This window comes from Pseudomonas sp. MIACH, from assembly GCF_001269925.1.
Classification (GTDB): domain Bacteria; phylum Pseudomonadota; class Gammaproteobacteria; order Pseudomonadales; family Pseudomonadaceae; genus Aquipseudomonas.
In genome coordinates this window covers 19748-43058 of record NZ_LHVO01000056.1, presented here as the reverse complement: position 1 = coordinate 43058, position 23311 = coordinate 19748, and the positions used below count along the sequence as shown (strand labels likewise).

General features: G+C 59.2%; 17 protein-coding genes. 5 read left to right on the top strand and 12 right to left on the bottom strand.

The genetic code is table 11. From position 1 onward, the window contains the following. Positions 1-105 precede the first annotated feature (105 nt). From rbfA to AD670_RS22990, 5 genes are all read left to right on the top strand, one after another. Entirely contained in the window at positions 106-501 is a 396-nt protein-coding gene (rbfA, locus tag AD670_RS23010) for a 30S ribosome-binding factor RbfA (protein ID WP_053137787.1), read from the top strand. 3 nt (positions 502-504) lie between these two features. Further along, positions 505-1422: a tRNA pseudouridine(55) synthase TruB gene (gene truB, locus AD670_RS23005; protein ID WP_053137784.1), complete on the top strand. Its 918-nt coding sequence runs from the start codon at positions 505-507 to the stop codon at positions 1420-1422. Positions 1423-1537: 115 nt separating this feature from the next. After that, complete coding sequence (gene rpsO / locus AD670_RS23000) at positions 1538-1807, top strand: 30S ribosomal protein S15 (RefSeq protein ID WP_003176135.1); 270 nt, start codon at positions 1538-1540, stop codon at positions 1805-1807. A gap of 195 nt (positions 1808-2002) precedes the next feature. Next, the gene (gene pnp, locus AD670_RS22995; RefSeq protein WP_053137781.1) at positions 2003-4108 is read left to right on the top strand and encodes a polyribonucleotide nucleotidyltransferase; all 2106 of its coding nucleotides are present in this window, start codon (positions 2003-2005) and stop codon (positions 4106-4108) included. A gap of 295 nt (positions 4109-4403) precedes the next feature. Further along, the gene (locus AD670_RS22990; protein WP_053137778.1) at positions 4404-5024 is read left to right on the top strand and encodes a BON domain-containing protein; all 621 of its coding nucleotides are present in this window, start codon (positions 4404-4406) and stop codon (positions 5022-5024) included. Positions 5025-5245: 221 nt separating this feature from the next. Here AD670_RS22990 and AD670_RS22985 read toward each other — a convergent pair whose 3' ends face one another. From AD670_RS22985 to AD670_RS31535, 12 genes are all read right to left on the bottom strand, one after another. Continuing rightward, positions 5246-8176 carry a DUF748 domain-containing protein gene (locus AD670_RS22985; RefSeq protein WP_053137775.1) on the bottom strand — a complete coding sequence of 977 codons (2931 nt, stop codon included), beginning with the start codon at positions 8174-8176 and terminating at the stop codon, positions 5246-5248. Positions 8177-8263: 87 nt separating this feature from the next. Further along, entirely contained in the window at positions 8264-9280 is a 1017-nt protein-coding gene (locus AD670_RS22980) for a class I SAM-dependent rRNA methyltransferase (protein ID WP_053137772.1), read from the bottom strand. A 57-nt stretch (positions 9281-9337) separates the two neighbouring features. Beyond that, positions 9338-10207 carry an oxygenase MpaB family protein gene (locus AD670_RS22975; protein ID WP_053137770.1) on the bottom strand — a complete coding sequence of 290 codons (870 nt, stop codon included), beginning with the start codon at positions 10205-10207 and terminating at the stop codon, positions 9338-9340. A 15-nt stretch (positions 10208-10222) separates the two neighbouring features. Then, positions 10223-12160, bottom strand: coding sequence for an acetate--CoA ligase (acs, locus tag AD670_RS22970; RefSeq protein WP_053137767.1), 1938 nt, complete (start codon positions 12158-12160; stop codon positions 10223-10225). Positions 12161-12265: 105 nt separating this feature from the next. Continuing rightward, positions 12266-13930 carry a glucose-6-phosphate isomerase gene (gene pgi, locus AD670_RS22965; protein ID WP_053137765.1) on the bottom strand — a complete coding sequence of 555 codons (1665 nt, stop codon included), beginning with the start codon at positions 13928-13930 and terminating at the stop codon, positions 12266-12268. Between the two features lie 223 nt (positions 13931-14153). Then, complete coding sequence (gene panC, locus AD670_RS22960) at positions 14154-15005, bottom strand: pantoate--beta-alanine ligase (RefSeq protein ID WP_053137762.1); 852 nt, start codon at positions 15003-15005, stop codon at positions 14154-14156. Further along, positions 15002-15802, bottom strand: a complete 801-nt coding sequence (gene panB / locus AD670_RS22955; protein WP_053137759.1) for a 3-methyl-2-oxobutanoate hydroxymethyltransferase — start codon at positions 15800-15802, stop codon at positions 15002-15004. The genes panC and panB overlap by 4 nt, the downstream gene beginning before the upstream one ends. Positions 15803-16016: 214 nt before the next feature. Continuing rightward, entirely contained in the window at positions 16017-16514 is a 498-nt protein-coding gene (folK, locus tag AD670_RS22950) for a 2-amino-4-hydroxy-6-hydroxymethyldihydropteridine diphosphokinase (protein ID WP_053137756.1), read from the bottom strand. Positions 16515-16516: 2 nt separating this feature from the next. Beyond that, a complete protein-coding gene (locus AD670_RS22945) occupies positions 16517-17920 on the bottom strand; it encodes a polynucleotide adenylyltransferase PcnB (RefSeq protein WP_053137753.1) in 1404 nt (467 codons plus the stop codon). A 697-nt stretch (positions 17921-18617) separates the two neighbouring features. Continuing rightward, a complete protein-coding gene (locus AD670_RS22940) occupies positions 18618-20057 on the bottom strand; it encodes a sigma-54 dependent transcriptional regulator (RefSeq protein ID WP_053137751.1) in 1440 nt (479 codons plus the stop codon). Positions 20058-20079: 22 nt separating this feature from the next. After that, the gene (locus AD670_RS22935) at positions 20080-23034 is read right to left on the bottom strand and encodes a sensor histidine kinase (RefSeq protein ID WP_172681518.1); all 2955 of its coding nucleotides are present in this window, start codon (positions 23032-23034) and stop codon (positions 20080-20082) included. Continuing rightward, a complete protein-coding gene (locus AD670_RS31535; RefSeq protein WP_003176118.1) occupies positions 23018-23194 on the bottom strand; it encodes a hypothetical protein in 177 nt (58 codons plus the stop codon). Before AD670_RS31535 ends, AD670_RS22935 begins: the two co-directional genes overlap by 17 nt. Positions 23195-23311 lie beyond the last annotated feature (117 nt).

Genomic DNA, 23311 nt, shown 5'->3' with positions numbered 1-23311 from the left:
GTACGGACTCTAAACGCAACGCCCGGTCTGGCTTTTGTCAGGCCGGGCGTTTGCCGCTTTCAGACCCCATGGGTTTCACCGTGTGGCAGTAACAGGTAACAAGACATGGCAAAAGAATACAGCCGTACCCAGCGTATCGGCGATCAGATGCAGCGCGAGCTGGCCCAACTGATCCGTCGCGAAGTCAAAGACCCGCGCGTTGGCCTGGTCACTATCACCGCCGTTGAAGTGAGCCGTGACGTGGGTCACGCCAAGATCTTCATCACCGTGATGGGTGAGGACAGTGCCGAAGAAATCGCACAAAGCATCAAGGTGCTCAACGCTGCTGCAGGTTTCCTGCGCATGCAGTTAGCCCGCGAAATGAAGCTGCGCAGCGTGCCCCAGTTGCACTTCCACTACGACGAAAGCGTCGTGCGTGGCGCGCACCTGTCGGCACTGATCGAGCGTGCCGTGGCGGAAGACAGTCAGCACCCATCCACACCTGAAGACGCCAAGGAGTAAGCGGTGGCTCAGGTCAAACGTATCCGTCGCAACGTCAGCGGCATCATCCTGCTCGACAAGCCGCTTGGCTTTACCTCCAATGCTGCGTTGCAGAAGGTCCGCTGGTTGCTCAATGCCGAGAAAGCCGGACACACCGGCAGCCTCGATCCCCTGGCCACCGGCGTACTGCCGTTGTGCTTTGGCGAGGCCACCAAGTTCTCGCAATATCTGCTCGACTCCGACAAGGGTTACGAAACCCTGATGCAACTGGGTAAGACCACCACCACGGCTGATGCCGAAGGTGATGTTTTGCAGGTTCGCGACGTGACCGTTGGTCGTGCTGATATCGAAGCGGCTTTACCTGCTTTTCGTGGGCAAATCAGTCAGATACCGCCGATGTACTCGGCCCTCAAGCGTGATGGGCAGCCCCTTTACAAGCTGGCACGTGCGGGTGAAGTAGTGGAGCGCGAACCGCGTTCTGTTACTATTGCGCGCTTGGAATTACTCGCCTGTGAAGGTGACACCGCACGCTTGGCCGTCGACTGCAGCAAAGGCACCTATATCCGTACCCTGGTGGAAGATATTGGTGAACAACTCGGTTGCGGCGCGTACGTTGCAGAGCTGCGACGCACTCAGGCCGGACCTTTCAGCCTGGCCCAAACGGTCACGCTGGAGGAGTTGGAAGCGGTACACGCTGAAGGCGGAAACGAAGCGGTTGATCGCTTCCTGATGCCATCGGACAGCGGTTTGCTGGATTGGCCATTGCTGCACTTTTCGGAGCACAGCGCGTTCTACTGGCTGAATGGCCAGCCGGTACGCGCCCCGGATGCCCCGAAGTTCGGCATGGTGCGGGTACAGGATCATAACGGTCGCTTTATCGGTATCGGTGAAGTGAGCGAAGACGGGCGCATCGCGCCGCGTCGACTGATTCGGTCAGAATGACCGAACGAGTGTGGCTGTTAACAGGCATGGTCAACACTCATTTTTAGATACAGGGATTTGTCCCTGGCCTGTTGAAACTGCCCTTTGGGTGGTTTCCTGAAAAAAGGATTGCCTCATGGCTCTCGACGTTCAAGAAAAAGCACAAATCGTAGCTGACTATCAGCAAGCTGTTGGTGACACTGGTTCGCCAGAAGTGCAAGTTGCACTGCTGACCCACAACATCAACAAGCTGCAAGGTCACTTCAAGGCCAACGGTAAAGATCACCACTCCCGTCGTGGTCTGATCCGCATGGTAAACCAGCGCCGTAAGCTGCTGGACTACCTGAAAGGCAAGGATCTGGGTCGTTATCAGGCTCTGATCGGTCGCCTGGGTCTGCGTCGCTAATCAGCGATTGCGCTAGAGGTTGGTTGTCTGCCGTGTGTCAGTGGGATTCCCGCTGGCCCATGGTAGGCTCCCAGCCTCAAGTTTTATCTGGATACACGTTTTACCCCTGGACAAGGGTTGGGCCGATTCCCGACATTGCCCAAGAATTTCGCAAGAAGACAAGTTCCCCAAGAGCCACAAAGAAGGTAGGACACCGTGAACCCGGTTATCAAAAAATTCCAGTTCGGTCAGTCGACCGTTACCCTCGAGACAGGCCGTATCGCCCGTCAAGCCTCCGGCGCAGTGCTGGTTACCGTTGACGACGACGTTACCGTATTGGTGACCGTTGTTGGCGCCAAGCACGCCGACCCAAGCAAAGGCTTCTTCCCTCTTTCTGTTCACTACCAGGAAAAGACTTACGCTGCCGGTAAGATCCCTGGCGGTTTCTTCAAGCGCGAAGGCCGTCCTTCCGAGAAAGAAACCCTGACTTCCCGACTGATCGACCGTCCGATCCGTCCGCTGTTCCCAGAAGGCTTCATGAACGAAGTGCAGGTTGTCTGCACCGTCGTTTCCACCAGCAAGAAAACCGATCCTGACGTCGCTGCGATGATCGGTACTTCGGCTGCCCTGGCCATCTCCGGTATTCCTTTCGATGGCCCGATCGGCGCAGCCCGCGTTGCTTTCCACGAAAGCACCGGTTACCTGCTGAACCCGACTTACGAGCAGCTGAAAGCGTCGAGCCTGGACATGGTCGTTGCGGGTACTTCGGAAGCCGTATTGATGGTTGAATCGGAAGCCAAAGAGCTGACCGAAGACCAGATGCTGGGCGCCGTACTGTTTGCTCACGACGAGTTCCAGGTTGTGATCAACGCTGTGAAAGAACTGGCTGCCGAAGCTGCCAAGCCTACTTGGGCCTGGGCTCCGCAAGCCGAAGCCACCGAACTGCTGGGCGCTATCCGCTCCGAGTTCGGCGCAGCGATCTCCGACGCCTACACCATCACCGTCAAGGCCGATCGTTACGCTCGCTTGGGTGAGCTGAAGGACCAGGTTGTTGCCAAGCTGTCCGGCGAAGAAGGCCAGCCTTCTTCCAGCGAAGTCAAAGCAGCGTTCGGTGAAATCGAATACCGCACCGTTCGCGAAAACATCGTTAACGGCAAGCCGCGTATCGATGGCCGCGACACTCGCACCGTTCGTCCGCTGAACATCGAAGTCGGCGTTCTGCCGAAGACTCACGGTTCGGCACTGTTCACCCGTGGTGAAACCCAGGCACTGGTCGTTGCGACCCTGGGTACTGCCCGTGACGCACAGCTGCTGGACACCCTGGAAGGCGAGAAGAAAGACCCGTTCATGCTGCACTACAACTTCCCTCCGTTTTCGGTGGGCGAGTGTGGTCGCATGGGTGGCGCTGGTCGTCGCGAAATCGGTCACGGCCGTCTGGCCCGTCGTTCGGTTCAGGCCATGCTGCCTGCTGCTGACGTGTTCCCGTACACCATTCGTGTGGTGTCGGAAATCACCGAGTCCAACGGTTCCAGCTCCATGGCTTCGGTCTGCGGTGCTTCCCTGGCTCTGATGGACGCGGGTGTGCCGATGAAGGCGCCGGTTGCCGGTATCGCCATGGGCCTGGTTAAAGAAGGCGAGAAGTTCGCCATCCTGACCGACATCCTGGGTGACGAAGACCACTTGGGCGACATGGACTTCAAAGTAGCCGGTACCGCTAAAGGTGTTACCGCGCTGCAGATGGACATCAAGATCAAAGGTATCACCGAAGAAATCATGGAGATCGCCCTGGGCCAAGCCCTGGAAGCGCGCCTGAACATCCTCGGTCAGATGAACCAGATCATTGGTCAGTCGCGTACCGAACTGTCGGAAAATGCTCCGACCATGATCGCGATGAAAATCGACACCGACAAAATCCGCGATGTTATCGGTAAAGGCGGCGCGACCATTCGTGCGATCTGTGAAGAGACCAAGGCTTCGATCGACATCGAAGACGACGGCTCGATCAAGATCTTCGGCGAAACCAAGGAAGCTGCAGAAGCTGCGCGTCAGCGCGTCCTGGGCATCACCGCTGAAGCTGAGATCGGCAAGATCTACGTCGGTAAGGTTGAGCGCATCGTCGACTTCGGCGCATTCGTCAACATCCTGCCGGGCAAAGACGGTCTGGTTCACATCTCCATGCTGAGTGACGCTCGCGTTGAGAAAGTGACCGACATTCTGAAAGAAGGCCAGGAAGTGGAAGTGTTGGTACTGGACGTGGACAACCGCGGCCGTATCAAGCTCTCCATCAAGGACGTAGCAGCAGCCAAGGCTTCGGGCGTTTAATCACCCCGTGGCTCACGCTGAAAAGAAGGACTCCTCGGAGTCCTTTTTTTATGTTCATGGGAAAGTACCGATAAATCAGGCGCTTAGTAAATCCTAAAAGCCGCAACTTGCATGCAGGCACGATCGACTTCATGCAACTTGCACGATTTCGAAAATTTGCTGTTTCCGTAACTTGTTGTTTTTTAAGGATTTAATTGAGTGTCAGGACTTGGCACACTGCCTGCAATAACCCTGTTAACGCTGCAGCATCAAGGTTTACACGCTGCAGACTTTTTATAAAACAGGAGTTACTCGTATGAAGAAGTTCGCTTTCGCTGCTGCTACCGCTCTGACCCTGGCCATGGGTGCTAACGTGGCCTTTGCTCAGACTTCCCAAGCTCCAATGACCCTGGCCGCTGGTGAAGTGACCAAGGCTAAAGAATCCACTTCGGATACTTGGATCACCACCAAAGTCAAAGCTGACCTGCTGACTGAAAAAGGCATTCCTGGTTCGGACATCAAGGTTGAAACCAACAAAGGCGTGGTTTCCCTGTCTTCGACCGTTGCAATCTCTGATTCGCAAAAAGCTACCGCCGTAGCAATCACCAAGCGCATTAAAGGTGTAACTGCCGTTTCTGCTGACGGCCTGCTGGCTGGCGGCGCTACCAAGGCCGACGGCATCGACAAAACCAAAAGCGCAGCTGCTGATGCCAAGGGCGCAACCTCCGATACCTGGATCACCACCAAAGTGAAAGCTGACCTGGTTACCGAGAAAGGTATTCCTGGCACCGACATCAAAGTCGAAACCAACAAAGGCGTAGTTTCCCTGTCCTCTTCGGTTGCAGTGACCGAAGCACAGAAAACCACCGCGGTGAATATCACCAAGAAAATCAAAGGCGTTAAAGCTGTATCGGCCGATGGCCTGAAAGCAGAGTAACGCTTAACGATTCGTCTGAACTAGACAGAGGCGGCAACGGGTGAGTCAGATATCCACTTAATGCACCTCAAGGGTTCATGCGACCGACCACACGGATGTGGTCATTACAGGCCCCGGCACTTGTGTCGGGGCCTGTTCTATTGTGGGCTGGAACAAACCTGAATCGGATAAAGATCAAAGGTGGGGCTTGCTCCCACACCTTGATCCATGTGGATGGCTGATTACTCGGCATCCAAGTGCATTGGGGTCACGACACGGCCATCTTTCTCTGCCTGGCCCAGGCTGGCATCAATAAAGTACACCCGGTCATCTTCCAGCTGGCCTTTGTCCACCAGGTAATCCTTGATCGTGCTTGCGCGGTCCTGGCCCAGTTGACGCAGCAGCACATCACTGGAACTCCAGAACGTGATCACCCCGTCACGCAGTTTCGCGGTACGGTCTTCATCGCTCAGGTTTTTCCATTCGGCCGGTGGTTGTTGTTTGAGGCGGGTGCGGTAAATGCCTTCCAGCAACGGTGCCTTTTCCTTCTCAGGGACCACAAGCAACGATGCCTGGGCCGGGACTTTATCGCCACGGCGCTGCAAGATTTTGTAGTAGTTATATTGGTATTCACGTTCCAGGCGCTGACCGGCCAGGAACGGGCCATCACTGCTGGCAGCGGCCGTGCCTTCGATTTCCAGGCGTAGGGTAGGGCGTTCCTTGAGCGCCTTGGCTAGCTTGCCCAGGGCGTCCTCGGCGTCTTTGTTCAATTCGCTGGAGCCCGCCGCGAACGACACATTACCCAAGTCCTCCGAACCCCCTCCGGTTACCAGCCCACCAATGAACTTGAATGGCGCCGTAGCGGCGCGTACCACCAAGTTACGCAGGGTCTGCCACACGATCGGCATCACGCTGAATTGCGGATTGTTCAAATCCCCTGTCACGGGCAGTTCGATAGAGATCTTTCCGTCACTGTCCTTAAGCAGGGCGATCGCCAGGCGAATCGGCAAGTCCACGGCGTCGGCGCTGTCGACTTTTTCACCCAGTTGCAGTTGCTCGACCACTACTTTGTTTTCGGCCTTCAACTGGCCTTTGATGATCACATAGTGGAGGTCGAGGTTGAGGCGGCCCTTGCGGATCCGGAAACCGGCGAACTTACCAGAGTAGGGCGTCAGGGTGGTCAGCTCGACACGTTTAAAGCTGGTGGCAATATCCAGTGCGGCCATCGGATCAAACGGGTTCACGCTGCCCTTGATCGTAACGGGCGCGTAGCGATCGACCTTCCCTTTGATATCCACACTGGCCGGTTTGGCTTGGCGACTGTCGATGGTGCCGATCTGCCCGTTCAGCTGTTGGATGGCAGTGGCGAAGTTGGGTGTGAGGCTGAAGTCGGCAAAGTTGGCGGAGCCGTCGTTGATCGCAATCTGCCCGATATGAATGCCCAGAGGTTTGTCTTTGCTGGTCGGTTTTGCCGCCGACTGGGTGCCACTGCTGGCCGGCTGTGGGATCAAGAGATCATCGACGTTGGTGGTGCGATCATCGTTGATCATGAAGCGCGCATACGGCTGCAACAGGTTGACCTTGTCGATCGACAGGCTATCGCCGTGCTGGTAGTTCACGCCCTCCAGCACCAGTCGTTGCCACTTGAGGAAGTCGCGGGTCTTAAGGGTGTCCAGGGTGTGCAATTGATCGACCTGCGCTCGGCCGGTGATCTGCAGCGCCAGGGGATCGGTGCTTTTCAGGTTCACGTCCAGGTTGCTGCCAAGCATGCCGCTACGCAGTTCCAAACGAATAAACGGGCTGATATAGGATTGGGCCACTCGCAGGTCGATGTCTTGAGTGTTGACCTTCAGCTTGGCGCTGACCGGGTTGAGATTGACCACGCCGGTTGCCTGGATCTTGCCCTGCTTGCCCAGGCCGGTGTCGACCTTCAGGGTAAACGGGCTCTGGTTGAGACTGTCGAAGTTCTGCACGTCGACGTTCAGCGGGCCCAGTTCCAGTGCGACGGCCGGTTTGGCCTGGCGGTCGGCCAAGTGCACCTGATAATTGCGCAGTTGCACATCCTTGAGCAGCACTTGCCAAGGTTTGCTGGGCGCGACCGGTTCAGGTTTTGGCGAGTCTGCAGTGGCGGGTGCACTGGCAGGCTCCGGCGCCTTGGCCGGTTTGTTCGGTTGACTGGCGAACAGCTTTTGCCAGTCCAGTTGCCCGTCGGCCTCACGGGCTGCCCAGGTTTCCAGCTTGTTACTGCGGATTTTGCCGACCACCATTTGCTGCTTGGCCAGGTCGATCGTCGTTTCGCTGACGTCCAGGCGTTCCAGGCGCACCAATGGGCGGCCACCCGGCGCCTTGATGGCAAAGGGCGCGATGCTGGCGGCGGTGTTGGTCAGGTTCAGTTCGGTCTCTTTGGCCAGGGAGAACTTGTACGCGGTGCTGAAGTTGAGCACGCCGTCTTCAAGCACCAGTGGCAAGGCGTCACGCACATAAGGCCACCAGGCTTTCATCTTGCCGCCGGTGACCTTCAGCGTACCTTCGGAGGTGATCGGCACCAGGCTGAAGTTGCCTTTCCAGTCGATCTGCCCACCTTCAGGACCGGCGGCCACCAGGGTCATGTCGGCATTGTCTTCCGGCAGGGTGCTGAGGTTCTTCAGCTCGAAGTCGAGGGTGTCGTAGAGGAATTCGATAGGTTCGCTGGGGCGCAAGTCTTGAAAATGCACGTAACCGCTGGTCAGCTTGATACTGTCGACACGCAGCGGGAACGGTTTGGCGTCGGGGTTAGCAGGGGTAGGCTCGCTCGGTGGCAGCTTGAACAACTGCGCCAGATTCAGCTGGCCTGATTTGTCGAACAACAACTCGGTCTTGGGCTTGTCCAGTTGCACATCAGCCAGGTGCAGGGCGCGGGTCCACAGGCTATCGACCTGCAGGTTGGCGTAAAGCCGTTCGAAACCTACCTGTTCCTTACCGGGCTCGCCGATCTTCAAGCCCCATACCGTTACTTCCAGGCTTAACGGGTTAAGTTCGATCCGTTCGATGCGTGCCGGCACCGTGGCGTAATTGGCCAACTGTTGGTTGGCAACGCGAAGAGCGATGCCAGGCAAAATCAGAAAGCCCAGCAAGCTGTACAACGCGAGGGCGGTCAACAAGGCGCCAGCGGCGCGAATCAATCCTTTGGGCATGGGGCGGCGCCATCTATGTCAAACAGGAGTGCCTTGGAGTATGGCACGGGTTTTCGGTTCCGAAGAACCGGGCCTTTAGGATGCTTCTTACAGTTGAAGTATCAGAGTCTTCAGCGGTGGCTGTTGATCTTGTGAAGGAAAGTCCGCGCCAGGCGTCATGATTTTCCAATCCCGCACCGGACGCCCAGCCTTTTCCGCACAACGCAGCACCTGTTCACGCCAATCCTCCATGCTGACTTTTGCCAGATTGTTGCAGCAGATCAGCACGCCATTGTCGGCAGTAGCGAGCAGCGCAGGCTTGAGCAGGCTCTGGTAGTCGCGCAATAGGTCGACGGTACCGAAGGCGCTTTTGGCCCAGGCAGGGGGATCAAGCAATACCAGGTCATATTGGCGCTGCTCCAGGCGTGGATAGCTCGGCAGTTTCTGCCCACGACGCTGAGTGATCGGCAGTCCGGCCAATTGGCGAATCGCCGGGAAGTAGTCCGATTGCACGAACTCCATGGTTGGAAGCTGGGGATTGAGCACGCCGTTCTCACGCCCGACCGCCAGGTTACCCTCGGCGAAGTCCAGGTTACACACCTCGCGCGCTCCGCCGGCCGCTGCGCTCAGGCCTACGCCACAGGTGTAGGCAAACAGGTTCAGTACGCTCTTGCCGGCACTGTGGTCCTTGACCCAGCCGCGCGTATTGCGCAGGTCAAGAAACAGCAGCGGGTCCTGACCGGCGTGGCGCCCACGCACACGGTAATTAAGGCCCCATTCGTGGCCCACCAGGTCTTCCAGCGCGGCAGGCTCGGCGCGGTACACCGAATCTTCGCGATCGACCCGCGAGTTACCGCGGGAGCGATCGTTATATACCAGCAGCAACTCCAGGCCCATGTACTGGTTGATCAGTTGATGCAGGTCCAGCAGGTCGGCGGTTTCCAGCGACTGATGGAAGCTTTGCACCAGTAACTGCGGGCCATAGCGATCGATGGTCAGGCCGCCGGCGCCTTCCTGGCTGCCATGGAACAGCCGATAGCAGTCGGTGCCCTGGGCGTGCAGCTCGTTGATCAGGTCTTGGCGATGATCGAGGGCGGCGCGCAGCGCCTGATTCAAGGGAGACATGGAGCGCGCCTTGCTGGGGAAATGAGGGCGCGAAGTCTAACAGTTATGGGCTACCGCCTACATCAACCCCATCCGCCGGTGTGCACGCTGCACCGAACCATTGCGCATTGCCCAGCGCAGCAACGGCGCGCTGCGCCTGACCCCGGTGCGAATCATCTGGCGTTGCAGCGGGTTCTGGTGCTGATCGAGCATGGCGCTGGCCCAGTCCGGCAGCAGGTCGATTCCGGCTTGCATCATCAACGCACCAAATGGCTTGGCCAGCGCACTGGGGGAGGGGGCGTTCAGTAGCAGGCGCAGCACTTCACGGCTGCGGTCGTCGCACAGCAGTTGCGGGCGGATGCGCGCCAGATAATCGGAAATCTCCTGCCTTGAGCGTGGCACATTCCGCGCACCCAGGCGCTCCGCCACCAGGGCGATCTCGCTGTAGTAACGGTCCTGATCGTGGCCCGAAAGACTCGGGTTGCGATAGCGCACGTGAGCGGCGAGAAAGTTGCTGACCTCTGCCACATGCACCCAGGTGAGCAGCTCCGGATCGCTGGCCGCATACGGCCGTCCATCCGGCGCATGACCGATCACTTGCAAGTGAATGGTGCGCACTTTTTCGATCAGCCAGTCGGCGTCTTTGCGCGAGCCGAATGTAGTGCCGGAGATAAACTGCGAAGTACGGCGTAGGCGCCCGAGCATGTCCTGGCGAAAGTTCGAATGGTCCCACACGCCGGCCAGGGCCAATGGGTGCAAGGCTTGCAGCATCAAGGCGCTGATGCCGCCGATGAGCATGCTGCTGAAGTCACCATGGACTTGCCAACAGACCGAGTCCGGCCCGAACAGGCCTGGATCGCCCTTGGGGTTTTCCAGGTCCAGTTGGCCCAGTGACAAGCCGGTGAGGCTCATCAGTTGGGTTTCGATACGGCTGCGGATAAATTCCATGGCGACTCGGGTTTCCTAGCGGTTCAGGCGTTTGTCGATCAGGCCGTCGACGACGCTGGGGTCGGCCAGGGTCGAGGTGTCACCCAGGCTGTCCAGTTCGTTGCAGGCAATCTTGCGCAAAATCCGGCGCATGATCTTGCCGGATCGGGTTTTCGGCAGCGCCGGTGCCCATTGGATCAGTTCCGGCTTGGCAAAGCTGCCGATTTCCTTGCTGACCAACTCCAGCAGATGTTTTTTCAGTGCGTCGCTGGGTTCGACGCCATTCATGGGGGTGACGAAGGCATAGATGCCCTGGCCTTTGACATCGTGGGGGTAGCCCACCACGGCGGCCTCGGCCACCTGGTCATGCAGCACCAGCGCACTTTCTACCTCGGCCGTGCCAATACGATGGCCGGACACGTTGATCACATCGTCGATACGCCCGGTGATCCAGTAGTCGCCGTCTTCATCACGGCGCGCGCCATCACCCGTGAAGTAGTAGCCAGGGTAGGGTTTGAAATAGGTGTCGACCATGCGCTGCGGGTCGCCGTACACGCTGCGAATCTGCCCCGGCCAGCTGGCCTTGATCGCCAGCACACCGCTGCCTGCGCCGTTGATGACCTTGCCTTGTTCATCCAGCAGCACGGGCTGTACGCCAAACATCGGCTGGGTGGCGCAACCCGGTTTGATCCGTTGGGCGCTGACCAATGGGCTGAGCATGATGCCGCCGGTTTCGGTCTGCCACCAGGTATCGACAATAGGGCAACGCTGTTCGCCCACAGCGTTGAAGTACCAGTCCCAGGCTTCCGGGTTGATCGGTTCGCCCACGCTGCCGAGCAGGCGCAGGCTGGCGCGGGAGGTCGTCTCCAACGGGGCGTGGCCCTCGCGCATCAAGGCACGCAAGGCGGTAGGGGCGGTGTAGAAGATGTTCACCTGATGTTTATCGATGACCTGCCAGAAGCGCGAACTGTCCGGGTAGCTTGGCACACCTTCGAACATCAGCGAGGTAGCGCCATTGGCCAACGGTCCATACACGATATAGCTGTGGCCGGTGACCCAGCCCACATCGGCGGTGCACCAGAACACCTCACCGTCGCGGTAATCGAGCACGTACTTAAAGGTCATTGCCGCCTGGAGCAAGTAGCCGCCCGTGGTGTGCAGCACGCCCTTGGGTTTGCCGGTGCTGCCGGAGGTGTAGAGGATAAACAGCGGGTCTTCGGCGTCCATCGGTTCGGGAGGGCAATCGTCGCTCGCCGCATCCAAGGCCTGTTGATACTTGAGGTCGCGGCCTTCGCTCCAATTCACTTGGGCGCCGGTGCGTTGTACTACCAGCACCGTGCGGACGTTGGGGCAACTCGCCAGGGCCTTGTCGACATTCTGTTTCAGCGCCACCGGCTTACCGCCGCGCACGCCTTCATCGGCGGTGATCACCGTGCGGCAGTCGGCGTCCAGAATGCGGTCGCGCAAGGCATCCGGTGAGAACCCGCCAAATACCACCGAGTGCAGCGCGCCAATCCGTGTGCAGGCCAACATTGCGTAGGCCGCTTCCGGGATCATCGGCATGTAGATACACACCCGGTCGCCTTTCTTCACGCCACGGCTTTTCAGCACATTGGCCAGGCGGCAGACGTTTTGGTGCAGTTGGCGGTAAGTGATTTTGCAGGATTTTGCAGGATCATCGCCTTCCCAGATGAAGGCCGGCTGATCGGCGCGTTGCGCCAGGTGGCGGTCGATGCAGTTGTAGCTGACGTTTAACTGGCCACCGGCAAACCATTGGGCGGCGCCGGTCTTGATGTCTGACTGCTGGACGGTGTGCCACGGCGTTATCCAGTCGAGAAAGCCCTTGGCCTGTTCGGCCCAGAACGTGTCCGGCTGTTCGATGGATTGGCGATAGAGGCGCTGGTAGTCCTCTTGACTGAGTTGCGCAGCCCGGCGGACGGCATCGGCGGTGGGAAACGTGCTGATATCGAACATGAGCGATCCTTATTCTTGTTTTTGCGACAAGTCATAAAGATGCACTCAGTAGAGGGAGGGTTCAAGGCCAACGTCCAAACGGACGTTGGCCCTGTAATACCTGCATCAGCCGCGGTGACGACCGCGGAAGTAGTTGATCAGGCCCTGGGTCGAAGCGTCTTCGGCCAAGGTTTCTTCGGCGCCGGTCAGGCGGTTGTATACGCCCTTGCCCAGCTCCTTGCCCAGCTCCACGCCCCATTGGTCGAAGGCATTGATGCCCCAGATGACGCTCTGCACGAACACCTTGTGCTCGTACATGGCCACCAGCGCGCCCAGACGACGCGGGCTTATGCGCTCCACCACCAGGGTGTTGCTCGGACGGTTGCCCGGGATGACCTTGTGTGGCGCCAGCTTCTGCACTTCGTCTTCCGCGATGCCTTTGTCGCGCAGCTCGGCTTCGGCTTCGCTGCGGGTCTTGCCGAGCATCAGTGCCTGGCTCTGGGACAGGCAGTTGGCGTACAGCCACTGATGGTGGTCGGACACCGGGTTGAAGCTGACGATCGGCACGATGAAGTCGGCCGGGATCAGTTGGGTGCCTTGGTGCAGCAACTGGTGATAAGCATGTTGGCCGTTGCAGCCTACGCCACCCCAAATCACGGGGCCGGTGTCGGTGGACACCGGTTTGCCGTCCTGGCGCACGCTCTTGCCGTTGGATTCCATGTCCAGCTGTTGCAAGTGCTTGGTGATGTTACGCAGGTAGTGGTCGTACGGCAGGATCGCATGGCTCTGTGCGCCCCAGAAGTTGCCGTACCACACGCCCAGCAGGCCCAGCAGCACCGGCATGTTTTGTTCGAAGGGCGCGTTCTGGAAATGCTGGTCCATGGTGTAGGCCCCGGACAGTAGTTCCTTGAAGTTGGACATGCCGATGGCCAGGGCGATTGGCAAGCCGATGGCCGACCACAACGAATAACGGCCGCCCACCCAGTCCCACATCGGGAAGATGTTTTCTTCGCGAATACCGAAGGCCACGGCTGCCGCGTTGTTGCTCGACACGGCGATAAAGTGGCGATACAGCTCGGCTTCCGAGCCACCCTGGGCCAGGTACCAGGCGCGGGCGGCCTGGGCGTTTTTCAGGGTTTCCAGGGTGTTGAAGGATTTCGACGAGACGATGAACAGCGTGGTCTCGGCGCGCAGCTTCATGGTCAGTTCGTGGAACTCGCTGCCATCGATGTTTGCCAGGTAGTGGCAGCGCACGCCTTTGTGGGCGTAGGACAACAGCGCTTCAGAAACCAGTTCCGGGCCGAGGAACGAGCCGCCGATGCCAATGTTCACCACGTCGGTGATCGGCTTTTCGGTGTAACCGCGCCATAGGCCATCGTGGATGCGGCCGACCAGGTCAGTGATCTGGTTCAGCACCTTGTGCACGTCCGGCATGATATTCACGCCGTTGACCGACAGCTTGTCGCCCACCGGGCGGCGCAGGGCGGTGTGCAGGGCTGGGCGGCCTTCGGAGGAGTTGACCGGTTCGCCGGCATACAGCGAATTGATTGCGTCTTTAAGACCCACCTCGTTGGCCAGGCCCACCAGCAGATCGCGGGTCTCGCTGGTGATCAGGTTTTTCGAGTAATCGAGGAAAAGTCCGCAGCTGCTCAACGTGAACTGGGAAAAGCGCTGAGGATCGGCATTGAACGCTTCGCGCATGCTGAAATCCTGCATGGCTTGGCGATGTTGATTGAGCGCTTGCCAGGCGGGCAGAGCGGTAACGTCATGAGGAGTGCGGTAGTACGCCATCGCTGCGGGTTTCCTTTTATTACGGGGACTGCCTTTAGGACACTTCAAAGCCCGGAACATCCAGTCTTATCTCAAGGAGTGGGTTCCAGACAGCGCTAACTATAGCGCCGGGCGATTACATTAAACCTAGCGTGTCGATATGTCTTGGCTTTGTCTGCGCTGTGGCCGGTACTTTTTTATACCGGCACAGCGATCAGGGCAATCGGCGGGGTGTTCAGAGAGGTCAGTTGAGGTTCAGGTGCAGGTTGTCGATCAGGCGGGTGGTGCCCAGAAAGGCCGCCACCAGAATCACAATATCCCGATCCTCAGCCGTGGCGGTCCGCAGGTGTATGCCCTGGCGCACTTCGAGGTAATCCAGGCGCAACCCGGCCGCCTCGATCTGCTGCACCTGTTCGGCGCGAAGCCTGGCGAAGTCGTGGTCACCGCTTTTGATGGCGGCGGCAATCTGGCTGAGGCTGCGGTACAGCACCGGCGCGATCGCACGTTCTTCTTCGCTGAGAAAACCGTTGCGCGAGGACAGTGCCAAGCCATCATCGGCGCGCACGGTGGGCTCGCCAATGATCTGGATCGGCATGTTCAGGTCGTGGACCATGGCGCGAATCACGGCCAGTTGCTGGTAGTCCTTCTGGCCAAATACAGCCATGTCCGGCTGAACCATGTTGAACAGTTTGCTGACCACGGTCGCCACACCTTCGAAATGCCCGGGACGGCTGGCGCCGCACAAACCTTCGGACAGTTGCGGGACGCTGACGCGGGTCTGGCCGGTCGTGCCGCCGGGGTACATCTCCTCGACGGTCGGCGCGAACAGCAGGTTACAGCCGGCTTGCAGGAGCTTTTCCTGGTCGGCTGCCAAGGTGCGTGGGTACTTGTCCAGATCTTCGCCCGCGCCAAATTGCAGTGGGTTGACGAAGATACTCGCCACGACAAAGTCCGCCTGCTGCACAGCCTTGCTGACCAGGCTGGCATGGCCACTGTGCAGGTTACCCATGGTAGGCACGAAGCCGATGCGTTTGCCGGCCTTGCGGGCGTGGGCGACGGCGGCGCGTAGCTCGCGTACGGTTTTTACGGTGTTCATGCAGAGAATCCGTGTTCGGCGCCTGGGAAGGTCACGCCTTTGACTTCGGCGACGTAAGCACTCAAGGCGGCGTGGATGCTGTCCTGGCCGGTCATGAAGTTCTTCACGAACTTCGGTACGCGGCCGGTAATCGACAAACCGAGCATGTCGTGCAGTACCAGCACCTGGCCATCGGTGGCCGAGCCTGCGCCAATACCGATCACCGGCACTTTAACGGCCTGGGTGATTTCTGCTGCAAGTTCGCTGGGTACGCATTCGAGCAGGATCATCGCAACGCCCGCTTGTTCCAGGGCGATGGCATCGGCACGCATCTGGCGCGCCTGGGCTTCGTTGCGGCCTTGTACTTTGTAGCCGCCGAGGATGTTCACCGACTGTGGCGTAAGGCCCATATGTGCACAGACCGGCACGCCGCGTTCAGCCAGCAGGCGAATCGACTCGGCGAGCCATACGGCGCCTTCCACTTTGACCATGTGCGCACCGGCGCGCATCAGTTTGCCAGCGTTGTGGAACGTCTGCTCGACTGTGGCGTAATCCATGAACGGCAGGTCGGCGATGATAAATGCGCCGTCGTTGCCGCGCTTGACGCTGGCGGTGTGATAGGCGAGTTCATCGGTGGTGACGGGCAGCGTGCTGTCATTCCCTTGAAGAACCATGCCCAGGGAGTCACCCACCAGCAACACTTCAACCCCGGCCTGGCAACTGGCGTGGGCGAAGGTGGCGTCATAGCAGGTCAGCATGGTGATTTTTTCACCTTTGAGCTTGAGGCTCTGCAAGGTGGTCAGGGTAATGTCTGGCATGAAAAGGGTCCTCGTTCAGGCGCTTGGAAACAGCGAGTAACGCGCGTGAGTCTTCGTTTATACAGGCGCACTGTCTTGAGAGCAGTGCTTATAAGGCCTGGATTGCGCCCTTCATTGCCGGGTTGGCGGCAGCGGGACGCCTATAGTCGTGAGGAGGACACGGGAAGTCAATTGGATGTGTTACCGCATTGTTACGATGGCGGTGTTACCGCTGTTACTGACGCGATTCAGCAACGGGGAGCCGTTCCAGGCCGACAAACGGGCAGGCGTCAAGCAGGGCACTGAGGCGTTCGCCATCCGGCAATTGCAATGCGGCAGGCGCCAGTTCGGCCAGCGGATACAACACAAATGCACGCAGGTGCATCTGGTAGTGGGGCACCTTCAAGCGCGGTTCGTCGATCAGGCGATCGCCAAACAGCAGAATGTCCAGGTCAAGGGTGCGAGGGCCCCAACGCTCCAGGCGCTCGCGGCCTTGGTCGTTTTCGATGGCTTGCAGCGCGTCCAGCAGCTCTAGTGGCGCAAGGCTGCTGTCCAGGGCGGCAACCGCGTTGGTGTAGCGCGGTTGGCCCGGTAGCAGCGAATCACTTTGGTAAAAGGCGGAAACGCCGGCGACGCAAGTGTCTGGCAATTGTGCCAACGCCTCGACAGCGCTGCGCAATTGTTGATCCGGGGCAGCCAGGTTGCTGCCCATGCCGATGTAGATGCGTTCCACGTTTATTCGCCCGCGGCGCCCGAGGCATCGGCCGCACTGCGTTTACGCTTGGTGCCGCTACGACGACGCTTCTTCGGCCCAGCGCCTTCGGCATCACCCTTGCTGCCGAGGTCGCGAATCATATCGCGGCGCTGGCTGTCATTGGCATCCTGGTAATCGGTCCACCATTCGCCCAGGCCGTCGGTCTGCTCACCGGCGCTTTCGCGCAGCAGCAGGAAGTCGTAGCCAGCACGGAAGCGCGGGTTGTCCAGCAGCAGGTCGGCACGTTTGCCGCTGCGGCGGGGCAGGCGTTCCTGCATGTCCCAGATCTCGCGGATCGGCATGGTGAAACGTTTCGGGATAGCGATGCGCTGGCACTGTTCGGCGATCAGCTCGTGAGCGGCTTCCTGCATGGCCGGGATCGGCGGCATGCCACGGTCCTGCAGGCGCAGTACGCGCTTGGGCAGGGCAGGCCACAACAAGGCGGCAAACAGGAACGCCGGTGTTACCGGCTTGTTCTGCTTGATGCGCAGATCGGTGTTTATCAACGCTTCGCTGATCAGCGTGTGTGTATAGGTCGGGTTGTGTTCCAGTGCTTCGGCGCTGGCCGGGAACAGTGGGTCGAACAACTGCAGGTCGACGAGCATTTCGAAGGTGTCGGCGGCGTAGCCCGAGAGGAACAGCTTGAGCACTTCTTCGAACAGGCGCGCCGAGGGGATTTCCCGCAGCATCGGTGCCAGTTCGCGAATGGGCGCGGCAGTGTGTTTCTCGATACCGAAATTGAGCTTGGCGGCGAAGCGCACGGCCCGCAGCATGCGCACCGGGTCTTCCTGATAGCGCTGCGTCGGGTCGCCGATCAGGCGGATCAGGTTATTGCGAATGTCGTGTACGCCATTGGCGTAATCGAGAATGCGTTCGCTGACCGGGTCGTAATAGAGGGCATTGATGGTGAAGTCACGACGCTGCGCGTCTTCTTCCAAAGTGCCATAGACGTTGTCGCGCAAGATGCGCCCGCTCTCGTTGCGAGAGGACTGATTGGTGTCTTCCTCTTCATCGTTTTGCGGGTGGCCAGCACGGAAGGTCGCGACCTCGATGATCTCGCGGCCAAAATGGATATGCACCAGCTTGAAGCGGCGGCCGATGATTCGCGCATTGCGAAATTCGGCACGCACTTGCTCAGGCGTGGCGCTGGTGGCGACGTCGAAATCCTTCGGCGTGATATTGAGCAGCATGTCGCGTACACAACCGCCTACCAGATAAGCCTGGTAACCGGCGTTCTGCAAACGTTCGACGATATTCACCGCATAACGGCTGAACTGAGCGCGTTGCAGCGAATGCTGGCTGCTATTGAGCACTTCAGGCGTGCTGCGTTTGTGTTGCGTACGACGCAAGGGAGAACGGAATGACTGGAACAACTTCTTCAGCATGGGATGCACTGTTTGAAGGAATGTTCGGCCATAACGAAGAATGACCGCATGATGGGCCGGGATTCTAGCATTTAGTCAGGGGATGGTGTAGGAACAAGCTGCCGGCCTTGCGCCATAAGCCTTAAATCGTCAAATCCCGGAAACTACAAGGGGAGCCGAAGCTCCCCCAGAAGTAGTTGCGTGCTCTATTTTTATTATTGGTTTCGGGCTTCTTGTTTTTGTTGATCGCCCTCGCCATGAAGCTTCACCTTCATGACACTCCCAATCGGGAGTCAAGAGCAAACGGATTGCTTTGGTCGCTGTGTTGCTGATCTACGATCCAACCAGTTCAGGCTCTGCCTTAGGGCAGTTTTTGTTGTTCTCGGCCTGGTTGCGGGGCAAGCCCCAAATGCAACGCCTCTCCAAAAGAATCAGTTAGCTGCGCCTCCGCCGTGTTGTTTTTGTTATGCGTGAGTCGATTCGTCTTATTTTTATTGTCTTGTACAAAGCTTGTTATTGTTTTTGTACTAAGCATATAGCAGGGTGCGTGCCAACTTTTGCGCCGACCAGCAAAACCGGGGGGTTGAGGTGGTTTCTGGTTTTTGAGGGGCCAAAAAAAGCCGGGGCTTCGTTACCGTAAGCCCCGGCTTTTGTTACGTGAAAAATCAGCGGTAACAGTTTTTTCACATCGGTGGGTGTTACCTGTGGGGGCCCACCCTCAGCTTTCGCTGGCCACACCGGTCTTGCGCCGTGGAATGCCCAGGCGCTGGCGCCGTTCCCACAGGCACTTACGGCTCACGCCCAGTTTGCGTGCCAGTTCGGTCTCGGTCATGTGGTCCTGATGCTCAAGGACGAAATGCTGGAAGTAGTCTTCCAGGGACAAATCTTCCGTCGGCTCATGGCTGGTATTGCTACCGCCGCCTTGTGTCGGGGCCAGGCCGATGAAATCGTCATCCTCCAAGTCACTGAGTTCGATATCGATACCCAGCAGCTCGGCGGAAATTTCCGGGCTTTCCGACAGGATCACCGCACGTTCAACGGCATTCTCCAGCTCCCGCACGTTTCCCGGCCAAGAGTAATGCCGAATCGCTTGCTCGGCGTCTGGCGCAAACTTCAGGTCGGTACGGTTGATGCGCGCACTCTGGCGCAGCAGGAACGCGCTGGCGATCTCATTGACGTCGGCGCCGCGCTCGCGCAGGGCCGGCAGCTTGAGGGCGATCACATGCAGGCGGTAATACAAGTCTTCACGGAACTGGCCGATCTTGGCCAGACTCTTGAGGTCGCGGTGGGTGGCCGCGATCAGGCGCACATCGACCTTCTGCGATTGCACCGAGCCCACACGGCGAATCTCGCCTTCCTGGAGCACGCGCAGCAATCGCGCCTGTGCCTCCAGTGGTAGCTCGCCGATCTCATCGAGAAACAGCGTGCCGCCGTCAGCAGCTTCCACCAGGCCCGCACGCCCTGCGCTTGCGCCGGTAAACGCGCCTTTCTCGTGGCCGAACAATTCGGACTCAATCAGCGACTCGGGGATCGCCGCACAGTTCACCGAAATCATCGGCGCCTTGGCGCGCTTGGACAGGTTGTGCAGGGCGCGGGCCACCAGTTCTTTACCGGTGCCTGACTCGCCCTGGATCAATACATTGGAGTCGGTCGGCGCGACTTTACGGATCTTGCTGTACAGGTCCTGCATCGGCGGGCAGGAGCCGATGATGCCGATCTCGCCGTTGCTGTTGTCGACGCCCGGTTTGTCGGCGCCGTTGATGGCTTTGCCGGCGGGGCGTTGTTCGGCAGGCACACTGACGGCTGACTGGCGGTCACGCAGGATGCGGGCCACGGCCTGGAGCATTTCATCGTGGTCAAACGGCTTGGCGATGTAGTCCACCGCGCCCATCTTCATGGAGTCCACCGCCGAGCGCAGGCTGGCGTAGCTGGTCATGATCAGCACCGGAGTGCCCTGGCCAAGCTTGATCAGCTCGGTACCCGGTGCGCCAGGCAGGCGCAGGTCGCTGACAATCAGGTCGAACGTGGGGATGCTGAAACGCTCTTGTGCTTCCTGCACCGAGCCGGCTTCGCTGACCTGGTACTGATTACGTTCAAGCAGGCGACGCAAGGCAGAGCGGATAATGGTTTCGTCTTCGACGATCAAAATGTGCGGCATTGATTCAATTCTCTCGACGGTCTCAGTTCACAGCGGACGTCGCTTCGACATGACGCGGCAAGGTCACCCGAATACGGGTGCCGCGTTGGCTTTCGGTGTCAGCCGGGCTGTCGATGGTGATTTGTCCATAATGCTCTTCAACGATGGAATAGACCAGTGCAAGGCCCAGACCGGTACCTTCACCTGGGTCCTTGGTGGTGAAGAAGGGTTCGAACAATCGGTCCATGATGTTCTGTGGAATACCGCTGCCCTCATCTTCGACGATCAGATCGACCGTATGCTCGAAAGCCTCGGTCTTGACACGTACCGCGCCGCCGGCCGGGGTTGCATCGCGGGCGTTGGACAGCAGGTTGATCAGTACTTGGGCGAGGCGTTGTGAGTCGCCGTCGACCCAATGGTCGGGGTCGCACAAGTTGAAGAACTGTACTTCGAAATTGCGCCGGTTCAAGGCGAGCAGCCCAATGGCATCCTGGGCCACTTCAGCCAGGCACACTGCCTCATCCAGATTCTGATGGCCGCCGGCATGGGCAAAGCTCATCAGCGACTGCACGATGCGCGACACGCGTTTGGTCTGTTCGAGGATCTGCCCGCTGATTTCGATGATTTCGCCGTCTTCCTCACGCTCTTCCCGCAGGTTCTGCGCGAGGCAGGCGATACCGGTGATCGGGTTGCCGATTTCGTGGGCCACGCCCGCGGCCAGGCGACCAATGCTGGCCAGGCGCTCGGAGTGCACCAGTTTGTCTTCGAGCATCTGGGTTTCAGTCAGGTCTTCGACCAGCAGCACCAGGCCGCTGTTACCGGGGGCCAACGGTTCATCGATCGCGGCTTTGTGCAGGTTGAGCCAGCGCGTCTGGCCGTCGAGCGCCAGATGCTGCTTGTGCAAATGTTCGTCGGGCAAATTGATAAAACCCTGGAGCAGCTCCTTCCACGGATCGCCCAGGGTGTTCAGGCGCGAGCCCACCACCCGTTGCGCGGCGATGCCGGTGAGCTCTTCCATGGCCTTGTTCCACATCAGGATCTCCTGATCCTTGGCCAGGGAACACACGCCCATCGGCAGTTCCTGCAGGGTCTGGCGGTGGTAACGGCGCAGGGCGTCGAGTTCGGCCGCCAGGCCGGTGAGGCGTGAGTGGTAATCCTCCAGCCGGCTTTCGATGAAATGGATGTCCTCGGTGACGTAGTTTTCACCGCCGGCCTTGTAGGGCAGAAAGGTTTCCACCATGTCCTGGGACACACTGGGGCCCATCAGGCCGGAGAGGTTGGCTTCGATGCGGTCGCGCAGGCGACGCAGCGCATATGGGCGACGCTCGTCAAAGGGCAGATACAGATCGCGCAGCGCCTGCTCGACTTCCTTTTGCGCAGCCTTGGCACCCAAGGGCTTGGCCAGTTGCGTGGCGAACTCCTGGGGCGAGGCCGCGTGCAGTTCGCGGCGTTGCGGTCGACGCACGTTATCCACCGCGCACGCCTCGGCGGCGCTGGTCTCTTCCGGGCTGGCGTTGGTGAACAGCGATATCAGGGTGAACATCAGTACGTTGGCGGCCAGCGAGGCAATCGCCGCCATGTGCCAACTGGTGTCGTCCAGCACGTAGATCATGTTCAGCAGCGGAATGTAGAACCCCTGCAGGTTGCCGACCAATGGCAGCAGCATGGTGACGACCCACACCAGGATGCCAGCCAGCAAACCGGCGATAAACCCACGGCGATTGGCGGTCGGCCAGTACAGCACCGACAACACCCCTGGCAGGAACTGCAAGGTGGCAACAAACGCGACAATGCCCAGGTTTGCCAAGTCCTGCCCTGCACCCAGCAATAGGTAGAACCCGTAGCCGGCCATGATGATCGCGACGATCAATGCGCGGCGCGTCCATTTCAGCCAGCGGTAGATATTGCCTTCGGCCGGCGGCTGATACAGCGGCAGCACCAGGTGATTGAGCGCCATGCCCGAGAGCGCCAGCGTCGTGACAATGATCAGTCCGCTGGCTGCCGACAAACCACCGACATAGGCCAGCAACGCCAGGGCCGGGCTGTTGGCAGCGATGCCGATACCGAGGGTGAAATACTCAGGATTGGTGGTGGCCCCGAGTTTCAGGCCGGCCCACAGGATCAGCGGCACCGCGAGGCTCATCAGCAGCAGGAACAGTGGCAAGCCCCAACTGGCGCTGACCAGCGAGCGCGGATTGAGGTTCTCGGTGAAGGTCATGTGGTACATGTGCGGCATCACGATGGCCGAGGCGAAGAACACCAGCAACAGCGTGCGCCATGGGCCTTCCTGCAACGGGGTGTGCAGGGCGGCGAGGGCGGTCTGGTTCTGCAGCAGCCATAGCTCCAGCTGTTGCGGGCCGTCGAATACGCCATAGAGCGCGTAGAGGCCGACGCCGCCGATGGCGATCAGCTTGATCACCGATTCGAACGCAATCGCAAACACCAGGCCTTCGTGTTTCTCGCGGGTGGCGATATGGCGTGAACCGAAGAAAATCGTGAACAGCGAGATCAACGCGCAGAAGGCCAGGGCGACGCGGTGTTGCACCGGCTCGCGGGTCAGGATGCTGATGGAGTCGGCCACGGCCTGGATTTGCAGGGCCAGCAGGGGCAGCACGCCGATCAGCATGAAAATGGTGGTCAATGCGCCGGCCCAGGTGCTGCGAAAGCGAAAGGCAAACAGGTCGGCCAGGGACGACAGTTGGTAGGTCCGGGTGATTTTCAGGATCGGATACAGCAATACCGGCGCCAGCAGAAAGGCACCGGACACGCCAAGGTAACTGGAGAGAAAACCATAACCATACTGATAGGCCAGGCCCACCGTGCCATAAAACGCCCAGGCGCTGGCGTACACGCCCAAGGACAAGGTGTAGGTCAACGGATGGCGAATGATCGCCCGCGGAATCATTCCGCGCTCACTGATCCAGGCAACACCGAACAGTGCAGCCAGGTAGGCGGCGCTGATCAGCAGCATCTGGGTGAGGCTAAAGCTCATCGGCATCTTTTTGGCTCTGCAGGATGAAGGTCACGACAATCAGGATCAGCCACAGCAGATAGGGGCGATACCAGGCGCCCGTGGCGTCGATCCACCAATCCATGATGGCGGGGGAAAACAGGTAGATCCCGACGACCAGCAGCAGGACCAATCGATAGATGTACATGTTGGCCTTTGATTGAGAGTGCGGTAATGCAACGGTTTTCTGTAGGAGCGAGCTTGCTCGCGAAGGGCGCTAACCTAAACGCGTACATCCTGGATAAACGTGTTGCCTGGGAGTTTT

Coding starts and splice junctions, on each gene's coding strand:
- rbfA (WP_053137787.1), top strand. CDS start 106: ATGGCAAAAGAATACAGCCGTACCCAGCGTATCGGCGATCAGATGCAG.
- AD670_RS22945 (WP_053137753.1), bottom strand. CDS start 17,920: ATGCTGAAGAAGTTGTTCCAGTCATTCCGTTCTCCCTTGCGTCGTACG.
- panC (WP_053137762.1), bottom strand. CDS start 15,005: ATGAACACCGTAAAAACCGTACGCGAGCTACGCGCCGCCGTCGCCCAC.
- panB (WP_053137759.1), bottom strand. CDS start 15,802: ATGCCAGACATTACCCTGACCACCTTGCAGAGCCTCAAGCTCAAAGGT.
- acs (WP_053137767.1), bottom strand. CDS start 12,160: ATGTTCGATATCAGCACGTTTCCCACCGCCGATGCCGTCCGCCGGGCT.
- AD670_RS22975 (WP_053137770.1), bottom strand. CDS start 10,207: ATGGAATTTATCCGCAGCCGTATCGAAACCCAACTGATGAGCCTCACC.
- AD670_RS22985 (WP_053137775.1), bottom strand. CDS start 8,176: ATGCCCAAAGGATTGATTCGCGCCGCTGGCGCCTTGTTGACCGCCCTC.
- AD670_RS31535 (WP_003176118.1), bottom strand. CDS start 23,194: ATGTACATCTATCGATTGGTCCTGCTGCTGGTCGTCGGGATCTACCTG.
- AD670_RS22940 (WP_053137751.1), bottom strand. CDS start 20,057: ATGCCGCACATTTTGATCGTCGAAGACGAAACCATTATCCGCTCTGCC.
- AD670_RS22935 (WP_172681518.1), bottom strand. CDS start 23,034: ATGCCGATGAGCTTTAGCCTCACCCAGATGCTGCTGATCAGCGCCGCC.
- AD670_RS22980 (WP_053137772.1), bottom strand. CDS start 9,280: ATGTCTCCCTTGAATCAGGCGCTGCGCGCCGCCCTCGATCATCGCCAA.
- AD670_RS22990 (WP_053137778.1), top strand. CDS start 4,404: ATGAAGAAGTTCGCTTTCGCTGCTGCTACCGCTCTGACCCTGGCCATG.
- rpsO (WP_003176135.1), top strand. CDS start 1,538: ATGGCTCTCGACGTTCAAGAAAAAGCACAAATCGTAGCTGACTATCAG.
- pgi (WP_053137765.1), bottom strand. CDS start 13,930: ATGGCGTACTACCGCACTCCTCATGACGTTACCGCTCTGCCCGCCTGG.